The sequence below is a fragment of the Tianweitania sediminis genome (assembly GCF_017813335.1).
GTDB lineage: Bacteria > Pseudomonadota > Alphaproteobacteria > Rhizobiales > Rhizobiaceae > Tianweitania > Tianweitania sediminis.
Genome location: NZ_JAGIYY010000002.1, coordinates 326,982 through 349,504 on the forward strand (window position 1 = coordinate 326,982; position 22,523 = coordinate 349,504).

General features: G+C 62.6%; 20 protein-coding genes and 1 other annotated feature. Of the genes, 10 read left to right on the forward strand and 10 right to left on the reverse strand.

The window, feature by feature from the left end; all coding sequences use genetic code 11:
- The first annotated feature begins 234 nt into the window (after nt 1-234).
- Genes J5Y06_RS08585 through J5Y06_RS08595 form a run of 3 tightly spaced genes read left to right on the forward strand, consistent with a single transcriptional unit; the run spans nt 235 to nt 2,886 of the window.
- Nucleotides 235-1,698, forward strand: coding sequence for a glutamine synthetase family protein (locus J5Y06_RS08585; RefSeq protein ID WP_209334724.1), 1,464 nt, complete (start codon nt 235-237; stop codon nt 1,696-1,698).
- 12 nt (nt 1,699-1,710) lie between these two features.
- Nucleotides 1,711-2,520, forward strand: a complete 810-nt coding sequence (locus tag J5Y06_RS08590) for an arylamine N-acetyltransferase family protein (RefSeq protein WP_209334725.1) — start codon at nt 1,711-1,713, stop codon at nt 2,518-2,520.
- Between the two features lie 24 nt (nt 2,521-2,544).
- On the forward strand, nt 2,545-2,886 hold the full coding sequence (locus J5Y06_RS08595; protein WP_209334726.1) for a 5-carboxymethyl-2-hydroxymuconate Delta-isomerase: 342 nt from the start codon (nt 2,545-2,547) through the stop codon (nt 2,884-2,886).
- A gap of 10 nt (nt 2,887-2,896) precedes the next feature.
- Here J5Y06_RS08595 and J5Y06_RS08600 read toward each other — a convergent pair whose 3' ends face one another.
- From J5Y06_RS08600 to J5Y06_RS08610, 3 genes are read right to left on the reverse strand one after another with little or no spacing between them, the layout of a single operon-like run.
- Complete coding sequence (locus tag J5Y06_RS08600) at nt 2,897-3,613, reverse strand: hypothetical protein (RefSeq protein ID WP_209334727.1); 717 nt, start codon at nt 3,611-3,613, stop codon at nt 2,897-2,899.
- Nucleotides 3,614-3,621: 8 nt separating this feature from the next.
- A complete protein-coding gene (locus tag J5Y06_RS08605) occupies nt 3,622-4,851 on the reverse strand; it encodes an aromatic ring-hydroxylating oxygenase subunit alpha (protein WP_209334728.1) in 1,230 nt (409 codons plus the stop codon).
- 27 nt (nt 4,852-4,878) lie between these two features.
- Nucleotides 4,879-5,331 (reverse strand): Rieske 2Fe-2S domain-containing protein, encoded by a 453-nt coding sequence (locus J5Y06_RS08610; RefSeq protein ID WP_209334729.1) that lies wholly within the window; start codon nt 5,329-5,331, stop codon nt 4,879-4,881.
- Nucleotides 5,332-5,511: 180 nt separating this feature from the next.
- Here J5Y06_RS08610 and J5Y06_RS08615 point away from each other — a divergent pair, with 180 nt between their 5' ends.
- The 5 genes from J5Y06_RS08615 (at nt 5,512) to J5Y06_RS08635 (ending at nt 11,215) form a co-directional block, all read left to right on the forward strand.
- Entirely contained in the window at nt 5,512-6,744 is a 1,233-nt protein-coding gene (locus J5Y06_RS08615; RefSeq protein ID WP_209334730.1) for an FAD-dependent oxidoreductase, read from the forward strand.
- Nucleotides 6,741-7,187: a flavodoxin domain-containing protein gene (locus J5Y06_RS08620; protein ID WP_209334731.1), complete on the forward strand. Its 447-nt coding sequence runs from the start codon at nt 6,741-6,743 to the stop codon at nt 7,185-7,187. Before J5Y06_RS08615 ends, J5Y06_RS08620 begins: the two co-directional genes overlap by 4 nt.
- Before the next feature lie 103 nt (nt 7,188-7,290).
- Nucleotides 7,291-8,517 (forward strand): chromate efflux transporter, encoded by a 1,227-nt coding sequence (gene chrA / locus J5Y06_RS08625; RefSeq protein ID WP_209334732.1) that lies wholly within the window; start codon nt 7,291-7,293, stop codon nt 8,515-8,517.
- A gap of 115 nt (nt 8,518-8,632) precedes the next feature.
- Nucleotides 8,633-8,684 (forward strand) — a sequence feature (sul1 is cis-regulatory element that is thought to sense ions involved in sulfur or methionine metabolism; They are found in Alphaproteobacteria).
- Nucleotides 8,685-8,845: 161 nt separating this feature from the next.
- On the forward strand, nt 8,846-10,351 hold the full coding sequence (locus J5Y06_RS08630) for a SulP family inorganic anion transporter (RefSeq protein WP_209334733.1): 1,506 nt from the start codon (nt 8,846-8,848) through the stop codon (nt 10,349-10,351).
- A 9-nt stretch (nt 10,352-10,360) separates the two neighbouring features.
- The gene (locus tag J5Y06_RS08635; RefSeq protein ID WP_209334734.1) at nt 10,361-11,215 is read left to right on the forward strand and encodes a universal stress protein; all 855 of its coding nucleotides are present in this window, start codon (nt 10,361-10,363) and stop codon (nt 11,213-11,215) included.
- 43 nt (nt 11,216-11,258) lie between these two features.
- On the opposite strand, the gene J5Y06_RS08640 is transcribed toward J5Y06_RS08635, so the two are convergent.
- The 6 genes from J5Y06_RS08640 to htpG form a co-directional block, all read right to left on the reverse strand.
- A complete protein-coding gene (locus J5Y06_RS08640) occupies nt 11,259-12,680 on the reverse strand; it encodes an FAD-binding oxidoreductase (RefSeq protein WP_209334735.1) in 1,422 nt (473 codons plus the stop codon).
- A 9-nt stretch (nt 12,681-12,689) separates the two neighbouring features.
- Nucleotides 12,690-14,084, reverse strand: a complete 1,395-nt coding sequence (hglS, locus tag J5Y06_RS08645; protein ID WP_209334736.1) for a 2-oxoadipate dioxygenase/decarboxylase HglS — start codon at nt 14,082-14,084, stop codon at nt 12,690-12,692.
- A 133-nt stretch (nt 14,085-14,217) separates the two neighbouring features.
- Nucleotides 14,218-15,498 carry an NAD(P)/FAD-dependent oxidoreductase gene (locus J5Y06_RS08650; RefSeq protein WP_209334737.1) on the reverse strand — a complete coding sequence of 427 codons (1,281 nt, stop codon included), beginning with the start codon at nt 15,496-15,498 and terminating at the stop codon, nt 14,218-14,220.
- A 101-nt stretch (nt 15,499-15,599) separates the two neighbouring features.
- Nucleotides 15,600-15,854: a DUF6894 family protein gene (locus tag J5Y06_RS08655; protein WP_209334738.1), complete on the reverse strand. Its 255-nt coding sequence runs from the start codon at nt 15,852-15,854 to the stop codon at nt 15,600-15,602.
- Nucleotides 15,851-16,579, reverse strand: a complete 729-nt coding sequence (locus J5Y06_RS08660; RefSeq protein WP_245247706.1) for a Crp/Fnr family transcriptional regulator — start codon at nt 16,577-16,579, stop codon at nt 15,851-15,853. Before J5Y06_RS08660 ends, J5Y06_RS08655 begins: the two co-directional genes overlap by 4 nt.
- A gap of 148 nt (nt 16,580-16,727) precedes the next feature.
- Complete coding sequence (gene htpG, locus J5Y06_RS08665) at nt 16,728-18,620, reverse strand: molecular chaperone HtpG (RefSeq protein WP_209334739.1); 1,893 nt, start codon at nt 18,618-18,620, stop codon at nt 16,728-16,730.
- A gap of 225 nt (nt 18,621-18,845) precedes the next feature.
- On the opposite strand from htpG, the gene J5Y06_RS08670 reads away from it, so the two are divergent.
- Nucleotides 18,846-20,258, forward strand: a complete 1,413-nt coding sequence (locus J5Y06_RS08670) for a Ppx/GppA phosphatase family protein (RefSeq protein ID WP_209335102.1) — start codon at nt 18,846-18,848, stop codon at nt 20,256-20,258.
- A complete protein-coding gene (locus J5Y06_RS08675) occupies nt 20,255-20,995 on the forward strand; it encodes an RlmE family RNA methyltransferase (RefSeq protein WP_209334740.1) in 741 nt (246 codons plus the stop codon). Before J5Y06_RS08670 ends, J5Y06_RS08675 begins: the two co-directional genes overlap by 4 nt.
- On the opposite strand, the gene J5Y06_RS08680 is transcribed toward J5Y06_RS08675, so the two are convergent.
- A complete protein-coding gene (locus J5Y06_RS08680; protein ID WP_209334741.1) occupies nt 20,992-22,413 on the reverse strand; it encodes an MFS transporter in 1,422 nt (473 codons plus the stop codon). The genes J5Y06_RS08675 and J5Y06_RS08680 overlap by 4 nt on opposite strands.
- Nucleotides 22,414-22,523 lie beyond the last annotated feature (110 nt).

The following is a 22,523-nucleotide window of genomic DNA, read 5'->3' on the forward strand; positions in this document are numbered from 1 at the left end:
GATGGCACCTGTGGCGGGCGCTCTTTGCCATTGATAGCGACCTGCCGGGTACCGGGCCACTTGAGATCGCCGCGTCGCCTCATGAGGATGAACTTTCCCCCTGATAACGGTGAAGTAAGCGAAATCCGTTGATTTATGCGATAATCAACCACTATCGTCCAGAGGTGGTTCGACCCTTTCGAACCTGAGGCCGCGGCCGCCGCAACGGCTTCGTTGATCCAGTGAGACTTTCCCATGACCGACCGCTTCGACAGCAAGATCCGAAACGGCTTCCTCGCCAGATCTGAGCTTCTGGATGAGGAGGCGATCCGCAAGGCGGTCGCCCTTCTGAGCGGGCTCGAAAAGCAGGGGATCGAAACCGTCCGCGTTCTGTTTCCGGATCAGCATGGCGTTCTTCGCGGCAAGACGATCGTGGCTTCAGCACTCGCATCGACCTTTGCCAGCGGCATGGCAGCACCTTCCACCCTGCTTTTGAAGGACACGTCCAATCGCACCGTATTCAGCGTTTGGAGCGGACAAGATAGCGGCTCCTGGGTGCCGATGGGCGGCGCGGGAGACATCCTCCTGTGCCCGGACCCCGACACGTTCCGCGTGCTGCCCTGGTCGCCGCATTCGGCATGGATCCTGTGCGACACCTACACCAAGGACGGCGCGCCGATCGGCTTTGCGCCGCGCAACATCCTGCGCAAGGCGGTGGCGCAGCTGGCAAACCACGACTTGGCCCTGGTTGTTGGCCTCGAGGTGGAATTCCATGTTTATGAGACCACCGATGCGCGCATGGAGCACGCATCGGCGACAATGCCGAACCAGCCACCCGTGACGCGTCCTGTTTCGCTGGGCTACCAGTTTCTTGCCGAGGTTCGCTATGACCGGCTGGAATGGATCATGGATGAGTTGCGCCGCCACGCCGAACAGCTCAACCTGCCTGTGCGCTCCACCGAGGTCGAGATGGGCCCGAGTCAGTTCGAGTTCACCTTCGATCCGGCCGATCCGCTCACCCACGCCGACAACATGATGATGTTTCGCACGATGGTGAAGGAGGTTTGCGCCAGGCGAGGGCTCCACGCCACCTTCATGTGCCGACCGAAGGTCGAGAACGGGGCGGCCAGCGGATGGCACCTGCATCAATCGCTCGTCCGTCCTGCGACGGGACAAAACCTGTTTGTTCCCGAGCAAGCGGACCAGCCGACCGAACTCGCTGGCCAGTGGATAGCCGGGCTTCTCGCGCATGCCCGTGAAAGCTGCCTTCTCACCACGCCGACCGTGAATGGTTACAAGCGCTACCAGCCTTTCCAACTGGCGCCCGATCGTATTCAGTGGGGCCAGGACAACCGCGGCGCCATGATCCGCGCCTTGATGAAGCCGGGCGACCAGGCCAGCCGCATCGAGAACCGCGTCGCCGAAACGGCCGCCAATCCCTACTACTTCTTTGCCACGCAGATCCTGTCCGGACTGGACGGCATCTGCTCGCAGATGACGCCGCCACGGGCGGTGGAAACACCTTACAACAGCGACGCAGCGGCGTTGCCGAAAAGCATGATCGCCGCGGTGGAAGCGTTTGAATCCTCGCCATTCTATCGAAGGGAACTCGGCGACGAGTTCGTCAACTACATCACCCACATCAAGCGCTCCGAATGGGACCGCTACCTCATGACCGTCACCGAATGGGAGCAGGCAGAATACTTCTCGCTATTCTGAGGACGCACCGTGATGACCGCTTTTGATGCAATGCGCTACCTCCGGCGACTCGGCCTCGAACAGGCGCCTGTTGGTGTGGAAGGACTACGCACCCTGCAAGCCGCGCATATGGCAGCCGTGCCCTTCGAAAACTTGGACCCGCTGCTTGGCCGCGTGCCGCTGCTTGATCCCGCCGCACTCGGAAACAAGATCGTCCGGCAAAGGCGCGGCGGATATTGTTTTGAGCTCAACGCCTTGTTCGGTTTGGCGCTGGAAGCTTTCAGCTACCGGCCCACAACGGTGCTCGGACGCGTGCGCAACGGCGCGTCGCAGGGCGGGGCACGCATGCATCAGTGCTTCGTTGTGCAGGTGGAGGGCCGCGAATGGCTCGCGGATGTCGGGTTCGGTGGTCCGGGTGCCGTATGGCCCGTGGCGCTGGATCAGGACACGCCGCAGGTCCTGCCAAACGGGACCTATCGCGTGCGGTTTGACGCAAGCTGCGACGAAACTGTGCTGGAACGTGCGCAGGGCGAGGGGTGGCTCGCGCTTTACGGCTTTGATCGCAGCCCTGTGCGCCCCGTCGATCTGGAGGCTGCCAACCACCTCGCGGCCACCTGGAAAGGGGCGCCGTTTTCCACGCATCTGATGATGGCGCGCCATGGCGAGGAAGGCCGCAGTACGCTGTTCAACCGGAAGTTCACCGACGGCAGCAAAGCGCAGCATGTGCTTGTAAGTGCTGAAGAATTGCACGACGTGCTCGTGCGCGGGTTTGGCCTCGATCTGCCCGAACAAACGGCGACGGCTGTTTGGGACCGGATCAAGGACGCTCCGCTCGAACGCTAGCGCCCCTTAACAACAGGAACCGAGATGCCGCATGTCGTGATAGAACATTTCGAGGCGTTTGCGAGCGGCGCATCGCGCAACGACGCCATGCAGCTTGCTTTGACCGTTTGTGAGGCGTCCGCGATCATGGCGGTGGAGGACATCAAGGTCCGCTGCCTTCCCGCCGAAGCAATCCTGTTCGGCGACGGGCGACGGTCTTTTCTTCACGTCACCGTGTCCATGCTGACCGGCCGCAGCGACGAGCAGAAGGATGCGCTGGCTCAGGCACTGCGTGAGGCCTTTCGCACGCAGTGCCCGGATGTCGAAAGCATCAGCATCGACATCCGTGACATGAATCCGGCCTGTTACCGCAAATCGCTCGCTTGAAGCCGCGCTCTCACAGAAGCCGCGCGAGCTCGAGAGCTTCCTTTTCGGCCTGATCCGGGCTGGTGTCGACCAGAACATAGCTGTGCATGTCGGACGCTTCGCCTGCTTGGACGATGCCCTCCAGGCGACCTGCCGTGAATTCCTCGCCGGTCAGAACATGCGGCTCCTGGGCGTCGTGCGCGGGTTGGATGCCGGAGGTCAGGGGGTAACCACCCCAAGCGCGGCCGGAGGTCCAGCCGAGCTCGTGGACTGCGGAAGACAAAGCGGACGCCACCGCCGTCCCGCGCGGGACACGAACGCATGCGGTGGTGTTCGCCGGCTGGCCGCTTGCGGTTTCCGGATGGTCCCTATCAACCCCGATGCCGCGCACAAAGGCCGGCTCTCCCAAACGGATCGTCGGGGCAAAGCGGGGAGCCTCATCGCGCGGATCAAGCCAGAACCATCTTCCCACGCCATCAAGCTGCAGCCCCTCGCCGGTGGCGCGCGCGAACACGTCCATTCGCTCGATCATGCCGGCATAGGTTTTCCGAAGGGAAAAGGGCACGGGATCGGTTGGTGCCAATCCCTTGATGTTCATGACGGGCGCATGCAGCAGCGTGATCCACGCCGAAGCAAAGCCCTGCCGCGCCATCAGCTGACGGATCGACTCTTCCAAGGGGAAGTAGCCATCGAGGATATCCTCGAAGGCTCTTCCCCGAACGCGGCAAACGTCCACAGAACTGGTCAAGGGCCGGTTCAGACCGAGGCGTCCCAAGGACATTCTGACCGGCGCTGCATGTCGGCCTGCCAGCTTGCGGCTTCCCAGTCCTTTGTTGTGGCAATGGCGTCGTTGGAAAGCGGCCCGACGATGCGCGAAACATCCACATCGCCGCGCATGGGAAGCGCAGCCTCCTTCTTGCTTTCAACGGCCTTGATCGCCTTGCGCAGCATCAGGCGGTAGCGGACGATCGCCGCGTCGCCGCGTCCAAGATGCTCGCGCGTGCGATCCTGGATAGGCCCCAGACCTTCCACCGCCCACTGGTCGTGAACGTTGATGTCCAGCCCCATGCCCGTATAGGTGAGCGTATTCTGCTCGTCCGGGTTGTAGTGGTAGTTGTTGCGGCGGTTCTTGAGCGGAGCGTAATCGGGGAGCCGGTGCTCCTTCAGGCGCTGTTCGCGCATGACGTCCTTGTCCACCGGCTTCGAGAAGCTGGTGAACATCGTGTACCAGTAGCAATTCTGGTCATCCACCGGCACATGCCACTGCGTGATGATCATTTCGCGGGACATCGGGATGCAGATCGCCTGGGGGAAGATCTGATTGGTCACGCGAACATGCGTCAGGTCGTTAGCCATGTGACGCAAGGCCGTGATCTTGAGGCCGAAGTCGGTTTCCTCGACTTCGATGTCCGGACGCGGATATTCCCGCAGAACCTGCGTCATCGGCATGTCGAGATTGGCTGCCTTGTCGCGGAACTGCTTGCCGTAGCTGTCCGCAGGGTCTTCGTCCTGCAGGAAGCGGTGGAGGAAGGACGCATGTGCTGGGTCGATGCCGACTTCCAGCGCCTGCAGCCAGTTGCATTCCCACAGGCCCTTGAAGGCGAAGACATGGCTGTCCGGCGCGCGGAAACAGTCGAAGTTCGGGAATTCAGGAGCCTCGCCCGGCCCCATATACGCGAAGAAGATGCCCTTCTTTTCCACAACGGGATAAACCGGGCCGCCATCGACAATCTCGATACTTTCCGGGTCCGGAAAATGCGCCGGGGCTTCATCAGGGGAAGCAACGCGCTGGGTCAGCACAAACCCCCCGGCATCGTTGCGCAACAACACCAGACGTTCGCCCATGAGGTTCACCGCAAGCTTGCTTGCGCTGCCCTGCATCTCGTCCACGAGCGCTGCCGGCTGCCAGTACCGCCGCAACACCTCGCCCGCCGGTGTTTGCGGGCCGATCTGGGTGATCTGGTTGTTGAGCTTTTCACTAATCATGTCGAATCCTCCAAGGTGGCGGGACGTTCAGCGGGTAGCAGAAGCGGCGGGCTGCGCGGGAACCACGACGTCGCGCGGCGGCTCGCCCTTGCCCATATAGGTCAGGATCGCGCCGTCCTTCTCCACAACAGGATAACTGGGCAGCTTGATCGTCTTGTACATGGTGGAATCCGCGGGCTCGGCGGGTTGTTCCACGCACTGGCCGTTGCGATCGAAATGCCAGCCATGAAACGGACACCGCAGGCCGTTGTCTTCGCGTCGGCCAAAACAAAGATCAGCGCCGCGGTGAGGACAATGGCGCCCGATCAGGCCAAGCTCCCCTTCGTCGTCGCGAAACAACACCAGCCGCTGGCCGAAAAGCGTCACGGGGATCACAGGGCGCGGGATCTCAAGGTCGGCACTGTTTGCCGCCCTGATCCACGTGTCGGGTGCGCCGGGTTCCAGCGCATCGCCTAGCTCTGCATCGTCCCGCGCGTTCATTTGCAACCTTCCAGATGTCAAAGCTTGTCTTGAAAGCGGACTTTACCGCCCCAAGTTTGTGCGCTATTCGCAACAAACATCGTATAGCGAAGATTGCCTGTCGCTTCAAGCATCGGGTGGCATTGGATCTTGTTAGTCGGTGTTCAAACCGGCACACAGCACGCGAACAGGTGGAGGCGCATGAAGGCAAAGGTCGCAATCGTCGGATCCGGTCCATCAGGATGCTACGCTGCGCAGGCTTTGCTGAAGGCAGCGCCGGACCTGCAGGTCGACATCATCGACGCTTTGCCGGTGCCTTTTGGGCTGGTCCGCTATGGCGTGGCGTCCGATCATCAGGGCACGAAGGCGGTGTCCCGCCAGTTCAGCCGCATCTTCGAGCGTCAGGGCGCCGGCTTCTTTGGAAATGTCCGGATCGGACAGGATATCTCCCTTGCGACGCTGAGAAGCGCTTATGATGCGGTGATTCTAGCCGCGGGTTTGTCGGCAGATCGCAAGCTGGGGATTCCCGGTGACACTTTGCCGGGCGTTTACGGGTCCGCCGCGCTGACCCGGGCTCTCCACGAACATCCCGAAGCCGACGCGCTGCCCGATCTCGGTTCCGCGCCGGTGATCGTCGGCAACGGTAATGTGGCCATTGATCTCTTGAGGGTGCTCGCCAAGACGGCGGATGAACTTCATGGATCCGATCTCGGCCCCGGACCAACCGCGTGGCTTGCAGCAAACAGGTTTGAAACGCTGACCGTGATCGGGCGATCACCGGCCGGCAAGGCGAAGTTCGACCCTGTGATGGTGCGGGAACTGGCCAAGCTCACAAATGTCACGATCGACGTGGCGGGCGTGCATTCATCGGAAGACGAGGAGGAGCGAAAGCGCCTCGAAGCGCTGTCCGAAATCCATGGCCACGCGAAGGGATCAACCCGCATCATCTTCCGCTTTGGGCTGCAACTTCGTTCCGTTGAAGGAACGGACCGTGTGTCCGGCCTGAAGGTTGCTAGCGCTGAAGGTGAGGAGATCATTCCGGCATCCAGCATCCTGACGGCGATCGGCTTCCAGTCCAGCGGCGATTTCGATCGCGAGGCCCTGCTTTCGGCGGCCGAACCGGATGCGAGCGGCAAGCTGGCCGAAAATCTGTTTGCGGCAGGCTGGTTTTGGCGTGGTCCGCGGGGAACGATCCCCGACAGCCGAACCGAAGCGCAGGCGCTGGCGACGCGTTTGCTCGAAGAAATCTCACCGAATCCCGATCGGGAAGGGTCCCATATCTTTGCAGGCCTGCGGGATGTTGTGGACTACACCGGCTGGCAGAAGATCGACAGCGCGGAACTGGCAGCGGCGGCGCCAAACCGGTGTCGGCAGAAGCTTGCTGGCAAGAACGAGCTTTTGCGCGTGGCGGGCGAACAGGAGACCAATTCATGAAAATCGACGTCCTTTTCGGCACGGAAACCGGCAATGCCGAAATGCTGGCAGAAGACATCCAGTCCGCGCTGGAAAGCGAACACGATGTCACCTGCCGTGATCTGGCGGATGTCGACCCAGCCGAGCTTGATGGCGAAAGCTTTGCCGTGATCGTGTGCTCCACTTATGGCGAAGGGGAACTGCCCAGCTCCGCCCGCCCGTTTGCTGAAAAGCTCGACGCTGGCTCCTACGACCTGTCTGCCTTGCGCTTCGCGATGTTCGGCCTTGGTGACGCCGAATACAGCAAGACGTTCACGCATGGCTCGAAAACGCTGGCCGAAAAGCTCCAAGCGAAAGGCGCCGTGCAGGTCGGAGAGCGCGTCACGCATGATGCATCGAGCGGCGATGCTCCGGAGGATGTGGCGCTTCCTTGGATCACCGACATCGTTGCGCAGGTGGCTTGATCGCTTAAGTCGTGACCGTCCGGTCGCGGCTGTCATGAGCTTGTCATGAACGCTGCGCAATGGCCTCTGGCAGACCGCTTCAGGCTAGGCTTCCAGCAACCGCATGGCAAACATTCCCGACACGCCGCATAGACGGATCGCCACCCGCAACGGCACGCCCGCAGAAGTCTTTCGCGTCTTCCTGAAGCTCGGCCTGACCTCTTTCGGAGGTCCGATCGCCCATCTGGGCTATTTCCGCAATGAACTCGTGGAACGGCGCGGCTGGATCGACGAGAAGGGCTATGCCGATCTTGTGGCGCTTTGCCAGTTCCTACCTGGCCCCGCTTCGAGCCAGGTCGGCTTTGCCCTGGGTCTCCTACGGGCAGGCCTCCTCGGGGCTTTGGCTGCGTTTCTGGCCTTCACATTGCCTTCGGCACTCCTGCTCATCGCCTTCGCCTATGGAGCCGACGCTTTTGCGGGGCCGATCGGCACCGGGATCGTCAGCGGGCTGAAGGTCGTTGCCGTGGCGATCGTGGCGCAAGCCGTCTGGGGCATGGCAAAAAATCTTTGCCCGGACCGGCAACGTGCGACGATCGCGCTGACTGCCGTTTTGATCGTGATTGTGGCTGCGGGGCCTCTCGGGCAGGTCGCAGCGATCGCGGCCGGCGCTGTGGCTGGCTTGATCTGGTGCCGCGGTTCCATCGCGAACGCATCTCTGAACACGGTGCCGTTCGGAGTTCCTGCTTCTGCCGGGCTGATCAGCCTCGCTTTATTTCTGATCCTGGCCGTAAGTCTTCCGATCCTGGCCGCCACAGGCGCGTCGCAGGGCATCGCTGTATTCGACGCCTTTTACCGCTCCGGTGCGCTGGTATTCGGGGGCGGCCATGTGGTTTTGCCGTTGTTGGAAGCCGGAACGGTTGCGAAGGGCTGGGTCACGGCCGACGCTTTCCTCGCCGGCTATGGCGCGGCGCAGGCGGTGCCTGGCCCCTTGTTCACCTTCGCCGCCTATCTTGGCGCTGTTCTCCAACCCTTACCCAACGGCGTTGCGGGTGCGGTGATCGCGCTGGTTGCTATCTTCCTGCCCGGTTTTCTGCTTCTGTTCGGCGCTCTGCCGTTCTGGGACCAGTTGCGGGCAAAGGAAGGAGCGCAGGCGCTCATGCGCGGCGCGAACGCCGCCGTGGTTGGCGTCCTCGGCGCTGCCCTTTACGATCCCGTGTTTACCAGCGCGATTGTCGACCCTGCGTCCTTTGCGCTGGGCCTGACCTGCTTTGTGCTCTTGCTGGTGTGGAACGCTCCGCCATGGCTGGTTGTGATCGTCGGCGCGCTCGGAGGGGTCCTGATCGGCTTGTAACCGGTTCGCCTGTTTTCCAGCCCGCCTCTTCAGCGATCCGAACACCGCCTCCTCTTGGTGCGGTGCGATAATGCCCTTGATCTGAGAAGCGTTTGCCGCAATAACACCATCATCAACCGGACCCGCACCGCGGGTGGCTTCTCCGGGCGCCTATCCCCCGGCAACCAGCTCGCTCCTGCCACGATCTTGCAGTGAGCACCGATTTGACGACCAGCCACCACAGAACCGTCTTGGCTTTGTTGATTGTTTGCGATCACGAGGCGCGGGTTCTGCACGCCGCTTTTCACCACTTACCCACTTTGCCGACGGCCCCTTCCAACGCCGCAGCATGGAGACCACTGTTTTGCATCGAGATTTCCTGGGGACCCTGAGAACCGAATGGTTCGGCAATGTGCGGGCCGATCTGCTTGCCGGTCTCGTCGTCGCGCTTGCCCTTATCCCCGAAGCCATCGCTTTTTCGATCATCGCCGGCGTCGACCCGAAGGTCGGGCTCTATGCTTCCTTCTCGATCGCGGTGCTGATTGCCTTTGTGGGCGGCCGACCAGGCATGATCTCGGCAGCCACTGCTGCAACCGCCGTTCTAATGGTGACGCTGGTTCGTGATTACGGTCTGCAGTATCTTCTGGCCGCCACCGTTCTTGCAGGCGTGTTGCAGATCGCGGCCGGGCTGCTGCGGCTTGGCGGCCTTATGCGTTTCGTGTCGCGCTCGGTGATGACGGGCTTCGTGAACGCGCTCGCGATCCTGATCTTCATGGCGCAGCTGCCGGAGCTGATCGGCGTACCGTTGCTCACCTATATCCTCGTGGCAGCTGGACTCGCGATCATCTACCTTTTCCCCCACGTGACGCGTGCTGTGCCGTCGCCGCTGGTGTGTATCGTGGTTCTCACGGTGCTTTCGCTCCTGTTTGGCTTTGATGTGCGCACCGTGGGCGACATGGGCGAACTGCCTTCGACCTTGCCCGTCTTCCTGATCCCGCAGATTCCGTTCAACCTGGAAACCCTGATGATCATCCTGCCGTACTCGGCGGCGGTCGCGGCGGTAGGCTTGCTGGAGTCGCTGATGACGGCCCAGATCGTGGACGACCTGACCGACACGCCCAGCGATCGCAATCGCGAGTGCATCGGGCAGGGCATCGCCAACACCGCCACCGGCTTCATCGGCGGGATGGCCGGATGCGCCATGATCGGTCAGTCCATCATCAATGTGAAGTCCGGCGGGCGTGGGCGCCTGTCGACCTTCACGGCAGGGGTTCTCCTCCTGTTCATGATCCTCGTTTTGGGCGATCTCGTGAGCCAGATCCCGATGGCGGCCCTTGTCGCCATCATGATCATGGTGTCGATCGGCACCTTTTCCTGGTCGTCCATCAAGAACCTCCGGGATCATCCGCGATCCTCGTCGCTCGTCATGATCGCCACGGTTGTGGGCGTCGTTTACACCCACAACCTTGCCATTGGCGTGCTGATTGGCGTGCTTTTGTCGGCCGTGTTCTTTGCCTGGAAGATCGCGCAGATATTCCGCATTACCTCGAACCTGTCGCCGGACGGCAACCACCGCACCTACCAGGTGGAGGGTCAGCTGTTTTTCGCTTCGGTGGAGGACTTCAACAAGGCCTTCGACTTCAAGGAAGTCCTGGAGAAGGTCACGATTGACGTCACTCGTGCGCATATTTGGGACATATCTAGCGTCGCGGCGCTCGACATGATCGTGCTGAAGTTCCGTCGCGAAGGCGCGGAGGTGGAGATCCTGGGCATGAACCAGGCCAGCGAGACGATCGTTGATCGTCTGGCCATTCACGACAAGCCAGGCGCCATGGAACGCCTGATGGGACACTAGGGGGAAATCATGACGCGCATTCTGGCACTGATCGACGGTTCATCTTACGCCGGCAGCGTTTGCGATCACGTCGTCTGGATCGCCGGCCGCACCGCGGTTTCGATCGACCTTCTGCACGTGATTGGTCGCCGGGATCTTTCCAGCGAGCCCGTTGACCTCAGCGGCAACATCGGTCTCGGCGCCCGCACGGCGCTGCTTCAGGAACTGGCGGACCTGGATGCTCAAAAGGCCAAGGTGGCGCAAAAGCGCGGCCGGTTGCTGCTCGATGATGCGAAAACGCGGCTAGAAGCTGCCGGCGTTCAGCAGGTCGAAACACGGCTGCGCAACGGGGATCTCCTTGAAACGGTTCAGGATCTCCAGCCGCAAGCGGACATGATCGTAATCGGCAAACGCGGCGAAGGCAGCGATTTTGCGCGGGAGCATCTTGGGTCCAACTTGGAACGCGTGGTTCGCTCAACGCAGATGCCTGTCGTGATCGTGTCACGCGCTTTCAAGCCGATCCAGCGCGTGATGATCGCCTTCGATGGCGAGCCGACTGCGTTTGCTGCTGTGGAACGGGTGTCCCGCAGCGAGATCCTGCGCGGAGTCGAGCTGAAGCTGCTGATGGTGGGCGAAAGCACTGACGCCAACCAGAACAAGCTGACAGCAGCCGCCTCAACCCTGAAGGCTGCGGGCATTGAGTCTGCTGTCGCGCTTCTGCCCGGGGAGGCCGAAACGGTGATCCCGCAAGTCTTGGAAAGGGAAGGGCACGACCTTCTGGTGATGGGCGCTTACCGCCATTCCCGGCTTCGCAGCCTTTTTCTCGGTTCCACCACGCGGGAAGTTATCCAAACCTGCCGCGTTCCGGTTGTTGTGTTCCGATAGCCACGCACCGGGCTACGGCCCTATGAGATATCGGGCGCGGGCGTCAGGCTGATCCGAAGCGAACCGTGCCAAGCCTGGCAGGTGAGGTCAGTTGCTTTAAACCGTCCGCAAGCGCGCGGCGATGATCGCTCGTGTATCGATCATAGAACGCTTGGTTCTTGCGGCCGATACCGTGTTCGGCCGAGAAGCTGCCCCCGAAGCTTTCCACGGCTGTGCCGTAGACATAGGCCCGCAGCGCCTGTTCGGCCGCCGCGTCGAAGGTCGTTTCGGCCGGCAGCACCAGGTTGAAGTGGACCCCTCCGTCGCAGATATGGCCGAAGTCGCAGATCCTGATGCCCGGGTAGCGCTCCGGCAGCGTTTCCTTCATGTGGTCGCAAAAGCGGATCACGTCGCCACGCCGAAATGAAAGGTCGAATCCGACCAGCCGCCCGCTCGCCTTGACGCCTTCCGAGAGGGCATGGCGAAGCGCCCAAAGCTCTTGCGGCGGGCCGACAAACGCATCGGCTAAAGGCGCATCGTCGCTTCCCCAGATTTCGGCAAGCACGGTCTCCAAAACGAGATCGAGCGACTGTTCGCCTTCCCGGATCGGCCAATCACGGCTTACTTCCGCAAGAATGGCGTAAGGCGCGGTTTCGCCGTTGCTGAACGGGTTGCGTAGAGACGGAACATGGACCAGGGCAGCGTCGATCGCATTCCCCGACATGCCCTCGAAAGCTGAAAGATAGGAGCCGAGTTGCCGTTCCATGGCAGCCAGCAAGCGCATCACGGCCGCGCCATCCCGCGGCACCAGAAGCGCCGTGGCCACCTGCAACGGAAGCGGTTCGAGGTTGAGTTCGCATTCCGTGATGATGCCGAATGCACCCACCGTGCCGATGAAGATGTGCTTCCAGTCGACGCCGGTGTTGTTTTTGCGCAAACCCGACATCAGGTCGAGCACGGTGCCGTTTTCGTCCGCCAGAACCGCCGTGATGCCAAGCACGTTTTGCCGCACATCGCCATACCGGAGAAAGCGTGACCCGCCGGTGTTGGTCGACAGCATGCCCCCAAGTCGCGGATCGGCGCCCAGGTCGATCGGAAACTGTAGCCCGTGCTTGGCAAGCCTCCCGTTGACGTCGGAAAGCAGGAAACCCGCATCAACGCGCAAGGAACGGTTTTCGCGGTCAAGTTCGAAGCGCTGCGTCAGCCGATCGAGGCTGAGGACCACCTGTTCTCCCGTGTCGTCGGGCGTGGAACCGGACACCACGCCCGTGTTGCCGCCTTGTGCAACAATGGCGATGTCGTGCTTGACGCAGTAGCTGACTGCCGCGGACACGGTTTGGGTGTCGCGCGGGCGAAGGATCAGCGCGGCGCGGCCACGGTCGAAACGCGCTCCGCTTTCGTAGGACACGCGATCGCCGTCCTCCCACAGCACGTTGTCGGGGCCGAGGAGGGCAACAAGGGCGCGCCTGTGGTCGTCAGCAATCATGTCTGCGGCTTATTCCGCCGCTTCCTGTCGGCCAAGCGCTGCGCGGCAGGCGTCAATCGATGCCTGCTCGATCGCCGCATAATGCGCGAACTCATCCAGCACGGAGACTCCAAGATCGGCTTCGAAACGCTTCTGGTTGGGGCTCGCTTCGAAGGCCTGCGCGGCATGGTCGCCGAGATTGGACTGGAAGATGCCCGCGGCACTCACCGGCAGGAAATCCTCGTAGGTCACTGGATCGAAGCGCACCAAACCGTTCGCCAACAGGGTTTCGATGTCTGTTTGACCTTGCGGACCCGCCGCCTTGCCCTTGGCATTCAGCGAATAGGTAAAATAGCCCAGCCCCTGGGCACGGATGCCGGCCCAATCATCGGGAAACTGCCTGAAGGTGTCGCGGAGCGCCTGGACATAAGCGGCGGCGTTGGAGCCATCAGCGGCCGGGCGCACCTTGGCGCGGGTTTCATCCAGAAGCCGGTCGTAAAGTGCGCGTCCTTTGGGTGTCAGCGCGATGCCGCGCTGCTCGATTTCGCCAAACCGTGCCGTGTGCGAGCCCGAATGCCAGGCGCCATCGTGACCCTGAAAAGAAACAGGTTCTTCCAGCGCCTTGAAGGATGTTTGACGAAGCAGGATTGGGCATGCGCGCGTCGGCGGACCTTCCACGATGGCCTTTGGCGAGATGCCGCGCGCCGGCATCTGGTCCTGCACGGCATCGATGTCGAGGGTTCGCGGCGTCAGGTGGTTGATGTGCGGCCCCTTGAACGAAACGACATCGGCGATCAGCCGGTGGGAGTCGTGCAGGCGCTTGTAAAGATCGGCCGAGACGATGGCCTTGTCATGCCAGCGGAAGGTTTCCAGCACTTCCTGAACGAAGCGGTCGGCATCGGCCTTGTCGAGGCCGCCATTGTGTTCCGCCTTCTCCACAAGCTGCAGGGCCCGTTCCGTGAAGATCTGTCGACCGTTCAGCACCGCCTGCGCTTCGGCGCGCAACGCTTCATCGGCGATGAGGTCGAGGCGCAGCAGGGACGTGAAAACGCGGAACGGGTTCACCGACAACGCGTCTTCGCCTACCGGCCGGAACGCCGTGGAATGAACCGGCACCCCGGCTTCCGACAGATCGTAGTAGCCGACGGGGAACATGCCCATCACCGCAAACACGCGCCGCATGGTCGCGAGTTCCTGCGGTGTGCCGAGCCGAATGGCGCCATGGCGCTCGTCGGAAATGCGGTCGAGCGCGTTGCTCGCTTGCAGGCTTTCGCGCAGGGAAGCGTTTTCGGTCAGGACGCGGTCGTTCACATCGGCGACGAGGTCCATCAGCGTGCCGTAAGCCGGCACTTCCGCGCGATACATGGAAGACATGGCAGCCGAGAAGGCGGCGCGAATGTCACTGGCGGGCACGTGGTTTCCCATGGGATCCTCTCATGCGGATGAACTGTTATTGGCCGCGAGCGCAGTCACAAGAAATCGGTGCGAAGGCGCGTGCAGTCGTGTCAGGGAACCTTGCTAGTCGCTTCGCGCCTGACTCTCAAGGCGTCCTTCGACGTCAAACCCGCGACGACAAGTGGGCGATCTGGGCTCCGAGCTCGTAATATGCCTCGCGCGCGCCACGGAAACGCTGCGGCTCAGGCTGGGTGAGCGGGAGGGGTAGGTCGTCTTCGCCGATCTGCCCCGACACCAGTTGCGCGAGAACCTGTCCAAATACGGTTCCCGGCCCGATCCCGCGTCCATTGTAGCCGCTGAACGACACGACGCGGTTCGCCAGGCGGTGGAAGCGCGGCAGCGAATCCGCAGTCATGCCGATCTTTCCGTACCATTCGGCTTCAAAGGCAATGTCACCGAGTTGCGGAAACAGGCGCTGGAGCGAGCGCCGCGCCCACCGGCGGTGGATCGCCGTCCCCGAGCCGCGCAGCGCGCCGACGCTGCCGATCACCAGACGGCCCGCCTGGTCGAAGCGAAACGACGAAAGCACTTCCTTTGTGTCCCAGCACCCTTGGCGTTCCGGCAGGATTGAGGAGCGGACATTCGCGGAAAGGGGCACTGTAGCGATGTTAAAGTAAGGGAGATGGACAACTTCCTCGCGGATCTCCGGCCAGGGCCTGGCGGTATATGCATTGGTTGCAACGATCACCCATTGCGCCGTGACCGCGCCCGATGGCGTTTCGACGCGCCACCCCGCGCCGTCTTCCACCGCACCCGTCACCGGCGACCGCGTGTGGATGGTTGCGCCAGCGCGAAGGGCTGCGTCGGCGAGGCCGCGAACATAGGCAAGCGGCTGGATCGTGCCCGCCCGCCGGTCAAGCAGTGCCGACGCGTAATGGCTGGTGCCGACCTTGCGCGCGGTTTCGGCGCGCTCGAGGAGCTCAACCGGAGCATCCCGGGCCTGCCATTGTCGCGCCCGCTCAGTCAATTCGGCGGTGCCCTTCTTGCCGACGCCGAGATGCAGGGTGCCGGTGCGTGTCGCCTCGCAGGCGATGCCATGCTGTTCCACCAAGTCGAACACCACGCTGGGCGCGTTCCCGAGGAGGGTGAGCAGTCGCTCGCCGTGAACGGGCCCGAGCGCCTCCGGAAGATCGTCGGGCATGGTCCACAGGCCCGCATTCACCAGGCCGACATTGCGACCCGAGCCGCCGAAACCGATCTCCGCAGCTTCCAGAACCACCACGCGTACACCATTGGTTGCGAGGTGAAGTGCAGCCGACAAGCCTGTGAAACCGGCGCCAACAACCACCACATCGCTTTGGATGGTGTCGTTCAGCGCTGCCGTGACCGGAGCCGGCGGCGCGGTTCGTTCCCAAAGTCCGTGCGAGCGGGGATCGTCAAGCATGGAGGAGGTCCTGAAGCGAAGGGGAGTGGCACGAAATGCCATCATCTTCCCTACCGCGAGGCGCCTGTAAACCGCCGTTTTCGTCAGATCCCGGCGACCTGTTAGTCCAGGAAGCCGGTGCTCATCACCATGGTCGCTTCGAAGATGTAGCGTCCGCTTTCGTCGCGTACGCGCACAACGAAGGTGCGGTGATTGCCATCCGGCAACACGTCGGAAGCAAGCGCGGGAAGCAGGGTCGTCGACTGGACGCGAACCTCATCACGGGACGCGAGCACTGTCCCTATCTCATCATGGTCGAAGCGGCTGCCGTCGAAGACATCGAAAAAGAACCGGGTGCCGGTGTTTGCCTGCGTCATCTTGGTTCAACCCACTGGTTCAGATAAGCGGGATCAAAGCCGGCGCGATCTGCCAGTCGATCGAAGTCCCGGATCGTCACGCGGCCGGCCTCCCAATCGATCAAGCCGAGTTTGCGAAGGTCTTGGATCGTGCGGTTCACGTGGACGGTGGACATCCCGAGAATGTCACCCAGCTCAACCTGTGTTGCGCCGAAAAGAATGCTGTTTCCGTCGTTCAAGCCGCGTCCCTTCAAGCGGGTGAACAACTCGCAGATGAAGTGCGCGAGATGATCTATGGCGGGGCGTCGCCCAAGACAGGTGATCCAGGCCCGGTCGATCGCAGCATCGACGAGGGTGGTCACCCAAAGAAGCCGCGACAGGTGGTTGTGGCGGTCGATCAGTTCGCGGAGCGCGCCGTGCGGAATGAAGGCGACCTCGCAGTCGCTGAAGGCAATCACATTGTGATCCATCCGCTTCAGAAGGAGGCTGTGAAGATCGACAAAATCCCCGGGAGCATGAAGGTTGGTGATCTGCCGCTTCCCATCCTCCAGGTTCTGCGTCCGGGCGGCGAAGCCTGCGACCAGCAAACAGCTGTGGGTCGGGCGATCGCCCTCGCGGATGATCTCTTCATTCTTCTGCAGGAGGCGCGTGCGGAGCGGCAGTGCCCTTAATGCGTCTCTTTCCTCGTCGGACAGCACATCATACTGTTCCAAAGCCCTGATAAGGGGGTTGACCTCTTCCGCCAATCGCAAGCTCCCGTAGTGGATCGAGCCTGCAAACTCTGATCGGCGGGGAAAGTTTCACCGAAGGTCGCGGTCAAGGTATACCAGATGCATGACTTGCCGTCGGGACGGTGAGCGCGACACGTTCAAGGCTGTGTCGCGCTCATGCGCCTCAGGCTGCAGGAAGGCCTCGCGCGATCACGCGGGCGAGGCGGGACGAGAAGGCCCGAGGATCTGCCGGCTTGTCGCCATCCAGCACGCGCGCTTCATCATAAAGGAGATGCGCGATGTCGGCCTTGAGTTCCTCGTCTGCGCCGCCGAGCCGCGCGAGTTCGGCGATACGCGCATGCCCTGTATTGATCTCGAGGATCGGCTTGGACGCTGTGTCGAGACGCCCGGCCGCACTCAGAAGCCGCTCGAACTGCCGGTCCGGTCCGTTTTCCGGTGCAACCAGGCAAACCGCGCTTTCGGTCAGGCGGTCGGATGCTCGCACATCCGCAACCGCGTCGCCGAGCGTGTTCTTGATGAACGCGAGGAAGGCCTCGACTTCCGGTGTTGTTTCGGCAGACGCGTCCGCTGCCTTGTTGTCCCGTGCGATGTCGGCGAGATCCGCACCGCTTTGCGTCACCGACTTGAAGGGCTTCCCCTCAAATTCGGGAGCATTGAGCACCCAGAAACTGTCGATCGGTTCGGTCAGCAGCAAGACTTCCACGTCGCGGGCGCTAAAGCCTTCCAACTGCGGGGATGCTTCCAAACGGCTGCGGCTGTCGCCTGTCATGAAGAAAATGGCTTTCTGCCCTTCCTTCATGTCCGCGATGTAGTCGGCCAAGCTGCGCAGATCCTCGCCCGAGCGCGTCGTACGGAACCGCGCCAGCTTCAATAGCTGCTCGCGACGCTCGAAGTCTTCGTAGATCCCTTCCTTCAAAACCGTGCCGAAGTTGCCCCAGACCTTTGCATAAGCGGCCGGATCGTTCTCGGCGAGTTTGCCGAGATCGCCAAGCACACGGTTGGTCACGCCCTTTCGGATCGCGCCAAGCAAGGGGCTTTCCTGGATCATTTCGCGCGACAGGTTGAGCGGCAGATCGGCCGAATCCACAATGCCGCGCACAAAGCGAAGATAGCGCGGCAGGAGCTCCGCCTCGTCCGTGATGAACACGCGGCGGACGTAAAGCTTCATGCGCCCATGCCGGTCCTGGTCGAACAGGTCGAAGGGCGGCGACCCAGGCACAAAGGCGAGGGTGGAATACTCGTGACGACCTTCCGCGCGGTAATGGACCGTCAGCGCCGGCTCGTCGTACTGCCCCGAAACGCCGCGGTAGAAGTCGGCATACTCTTCGGGTTTCACGTCGCTCTTCGACTTGGTCCAGAGCGCCGTTCCGTCTGCGATTTCCTTTGCCTCCTCGCCCGGCTTTTCGACAAGCGAGATTGGCACCGGCACGTGCCCGGACTGTTCCTTCACCAGCCGTTCCAGGGTCCAGCGCTCGGCATAGCTCGTTGCGTCGTCCATGAGGTGAAGCACGACGCGGGTCCCTCGTTCCGGCGCGTCGCCCGGTTGCGCTTCGCCAATCTCGTAGGAGCCTTTCCCGTCGGATGCCCAGTGCCAGGCCTCGTTCCCGCCAGCCTTGCGCGTGAAGACCTCCACTCGGTCGGCAACCATGAAGGCCGAATAGAAACCCACGCCGAACTGTCCGACGAGCTGCGCCGACTCACCGGCCTTTGCGGCTTCCACGCGCTCCATGAAGGCGCGTGTTCCCGACCGGGCGATCGTACCAAGCGCTTCCGTCATGTCTTCGCGCGTCATGCCGATGCCGTTGTCCTCCACCACGAGGCGCTTGGCGTCCTTGTCAGCATGGAGGGTGATGCGGGGCTGGAAGGCCTCGCCCGCAAGCTCCGGCTGCGCAAGGGCCTCGTAGCGGAGCTTTTCGCAGGCATCGGCGGCGTTCGAGATCAACTCGCGCAGAAACACGTCGCGGTCGGAGTATACCGAATGCACCATCATGTGCAGAAGGCGCGCGACATCCGCTTCGAAGCTCTTGGTTTCAGGAGTCTTGATCTGGGTATCCATGGCATTCTTGCTGATGTTGGGGATGGCGCACGAGATGGACGCGGAGCGGTCGCTTTTCAAGTGAGAACCCGGCGCGCAACACACTTGGTGATCGGCCTTTTGGCTGCTACGGTGCGGACAACTTGAAAACAAATGCGCCTGTAGCCGCCCTTGGCGCTCGGCGCGGAAGGATTGGACGTGAAAGATCCCGAACCCGGCGCAGGCGCGCCGGCGAACAGGGGGTCGATGCATGGGTCAGAGGTCGCATCGCGCGCCTCCAAGGCTGGCATGTCGCAGGACGCCGGCCGATCCGCAAAGCCCGCCGGGCCGGCGGCCGTTCCGGCAGATCCGTCATCGAAGCGGCGACGCCGGCGCAAGCGCGGCCGCAAGGGGGGCGGCGAGCTTTCAGCGCGACCACCAGTTGAAGCCAAGGCACGAAGCGTCAGTGGCGCGGAAGCGCCACCGAAGCCTCCGGCCGGCCGCAAGCGGCGTCGCGGCAAGCACGGCAAGTCATCAGCCGCGAGCAGCGCACCGAACCCTGCCACGCCAGCGAAGGCGGCAGCAGCGCAGCCTGCCCAGCGGCCAACAACGGCGTCGCAGGTCCGGCTCGCCCCCACCGCGGGCGTTCGCCCCCGCCCGCACGACGTGCCCGCTTATGCTGCGCTCGATCTCGGCACAAACAACTGTCGCCTGCTTGTGGCCGTTCCCACTCGGTCCGGCCAGTTTCGGGTCATCGACGCCTTTTCGCGCATCGTGCGGCTGGGCGAGGGCCTCACCGCCACCGGTCGGTTGGGAGAAGCGGCCATGAACCGTGCGGTGGAAGCCTTGAAGGTTTGTGCCGACAAGCTTGCCGCACGTCAGATCCGTCGTGCGCGGCTGATTGCAACCGAGGCCTGTCGGTCGGCCGAGAATGGCGCAGAGTTCCTGGAGCGGGTGCGTCGCGAAACGGGGCTCGAACTGGAAATCATCGACCGCGAAACGGAAGCACGCCTCGCCGTTTCCGGCTGCGGTTCGCTGGTGGAGCGCGGCACAAAGGCGGTGGTGTTGTTTGACATCGGCGGTGGCTCGTCGGAAATCGCGCTGGTTGATGTGTCCGGCGACCGGCGCCCGCGGCTTGCCCGCCACATCGTCGCGTGGACCTCGCTTCCGGTGGGCGTGGTATCGCTCGCCGAGCGCTTTGGCGGACAAACGGTGACGCCGGCCATTTTCGACGCCATGGTGGCCGATGTCGCAGGAATGCTGGATCGCTTCGCGGATCGCGGCAAGCTGGGCGACCTGGCTGCCGGCCCAGACTTTCATCTGCTTGGCACATCGGGCACTGTCACGACATTGGCTGGCGTGCATCTGGGTTTGGAGCGCTACGACCGTCGCCGCGTTGATGGTTTGTGGCTGGAAAAAGAGAATGTCGACGCCATGATTGCCAAGCTGGTTTCCTGGGATTTTGCGCAGCGCGTGGCGAACCCCTGCATCGGACCCGATCGCGCGGATCTGGTGCTGGCCGGCTGCGCGATCCTGGAAGCCATCCGCCAGGTTTGGCCTTCGCAGCGGTTGCGCGTCGCCGACCGCGGCTTGCGGGAAGGCATCTTGAGCGAGCTAATGGGCGATGACGGCGCCTGGCGGCGCCCGAACAACCCCGCCAACACGGCGGTTGCCCGATGAAGCCCCCGAGTAAGCGCCCCACCACAACCGGCAGCGGCGCCCGCGCGCTGAAGACGCGGATCAAGAAGAAGAGCGGGCTAAAAAACTCGTCGCGCCGGTGGCTGGAGCGGCACCTTAATGATCCGTATGTGCACCGTTCCAAAATGGAGGGATATCGTGCGCGCTCAGCCTACAAGCTGATCGAGATCGATGATCGCCATCATATCCTCAAGAAGGGCCAACGGGTGATCGACCTCGGTGCGGCGCCGGGTGGCTGGTGCCAGGTCGCCGTCGGGCGCGTTGGATCGAGTGACGACGACAAGCGGGTTGTCGGCATCGACTATCTCGAGATGGACCAGCTGCCCGGCGTCACGCTCCTGCAAATGGACTTCCTCGATGACGATGCCCCGGCTCGGCTGATGGAAGCGCTCGGCGGGTCACCCGACGTGGTCCTGTCGGACATGGCCGCGCCCACCACCGGCCACCGCCGCACCGACCACATCCGCACGATGCATTTGTGTGAGGTCGCCGCGGATTTTGCCATTTCGGTGCTGAAGCCCGGTGGGCATTTCCTGGCAAAGACGTTTCAGGGCGGCACCGAAAACGACCTGCTCGACCGGCTGAAAAAGAACTTCAAGTCAGTCCATCACGTGAAGCCGCCGGCGTCTCGCGACGAATCCGTGGAGCTTTATCTTCTGGCTCGCGACTTCAAGGGGCGGGCGGCAGAGCCGGCAGAAGCGCCGGAAGACCAGAGCTAAACCACCGGTGGCTGCTGGGCGAGCGGATCGCGGACCGGGGGTTGCGCGCGATGCCCTGAAACGTCGCTGCCGGCATTCCGGTCAAGCCGCAGGAATGGCAGGATCGCCAGCATGGCTAGAAGCCCAACGACGGTGAACGCAACCGCAAATGTTTGGTGACTGAGGGGCGCGCCGTTGAAGATCGGCGCGACCTCGAGGATTGCGCCGGCAATCGCCACGCCGATCGCAATTGAAATCTGCTGCGAAGCCGCCGAAATCGCCGTCGCTGGTCCTGCTTCCTTGCCGTCGATCTCGGCAAACACCAGGGCGTTGGCCGAGGTGAAGAATAGCGATCGGAAGAAGCCTGCTGCTACGAGAACAACAATGATCACGAGGTGTGGCGTATCCGGCGTGAAGAAGCCGTTGGCGATGATCAGCGCGCCGCCAATCAAGGCTGTGGCAATCAGCACCATCTGGAAGCCGAACCACCGCAACAACGTGGGCGCCAGGAACTTCATCATCAACGCGCCGCCGGCCGACGCAAAGGTCAGCAGACCCGATTGAAACGGCGTCAGCTTGAACACAAGTTGGAAAAACAACGGCAGCAGGAAAGGGATGGCGCCGATCCCGAAGCGAAACAGGGTTCCGCCGAGAACCGCACGTCGGAACACCGGCTTTCGGAACAGGGTCAGGTCGAGAATCGGCGCCGGATGCCGCTTTGCGTGTGGCAGGTAAAGAAGGCCGGCAAGGAGACCGACAAGGATCGTGGCCACGCCAACCCAGATCGGCAGAACCGGCAAACTGACCACCGACAAGCCGAACACCAGACCCGAAGCCGCAAGGCCGGCCAGCACGAAGCCGGCGGTGTCGATGCCTTCGCCCTTGATGCCCGGCATGTCCGGCAAGATGCGCCCGGCGAAAAAGATCCCGGCAAGGCCGATCGGCACGTTGATCAGGAAGATCCAGTGCCAGGTGAAATAGGTGGTGATGAAGCCGCCAACAGGCGGCCCGACAAGCGGCCCCACGAGGGCGGGGATGGTGAGCAATGCCATGGCATTGATGAGTTCGGACTTGCTTGTGGCGCGCACCAGCACGAGGCGCGCCACCGGCGTCATCATCGCGCCGCCCATCCCCTGAAGGAAGCGCGCGCCAACAAAAGCGCCGAGGGAGCCAGCGAAGGCGCAGGCGATGGAGCCGATCACGAAAACGCCGATTGCGCTGCGAAAGATGTTCTTGGCGCCGTAGCGGTCTGCCATCCAGCCGCTTACGGGAATGAAGATCGCAACCGAAACAAGGTAGGCGGTGAGGGCAAGCTTCAGCGCAATGGGGCTCGTGTCGATGTCGCGCGCGATCGCCGGCAGCGAGGTCGAGATCACAGTGGAGTCCATCTGCTCCATGAACAGCGCCACGGCGAGCACCAGCGGCAAGGAACGCTTCATTTGGACAGTTGCCTCCGGGCGGCGAGGAGGCGCAAGAGGCGAAAGATCGGCACCATCGCTCCCAAACTTTCCGCGGCCGCCCGGAAGTCAATGCCACGCATCGGCTGAGT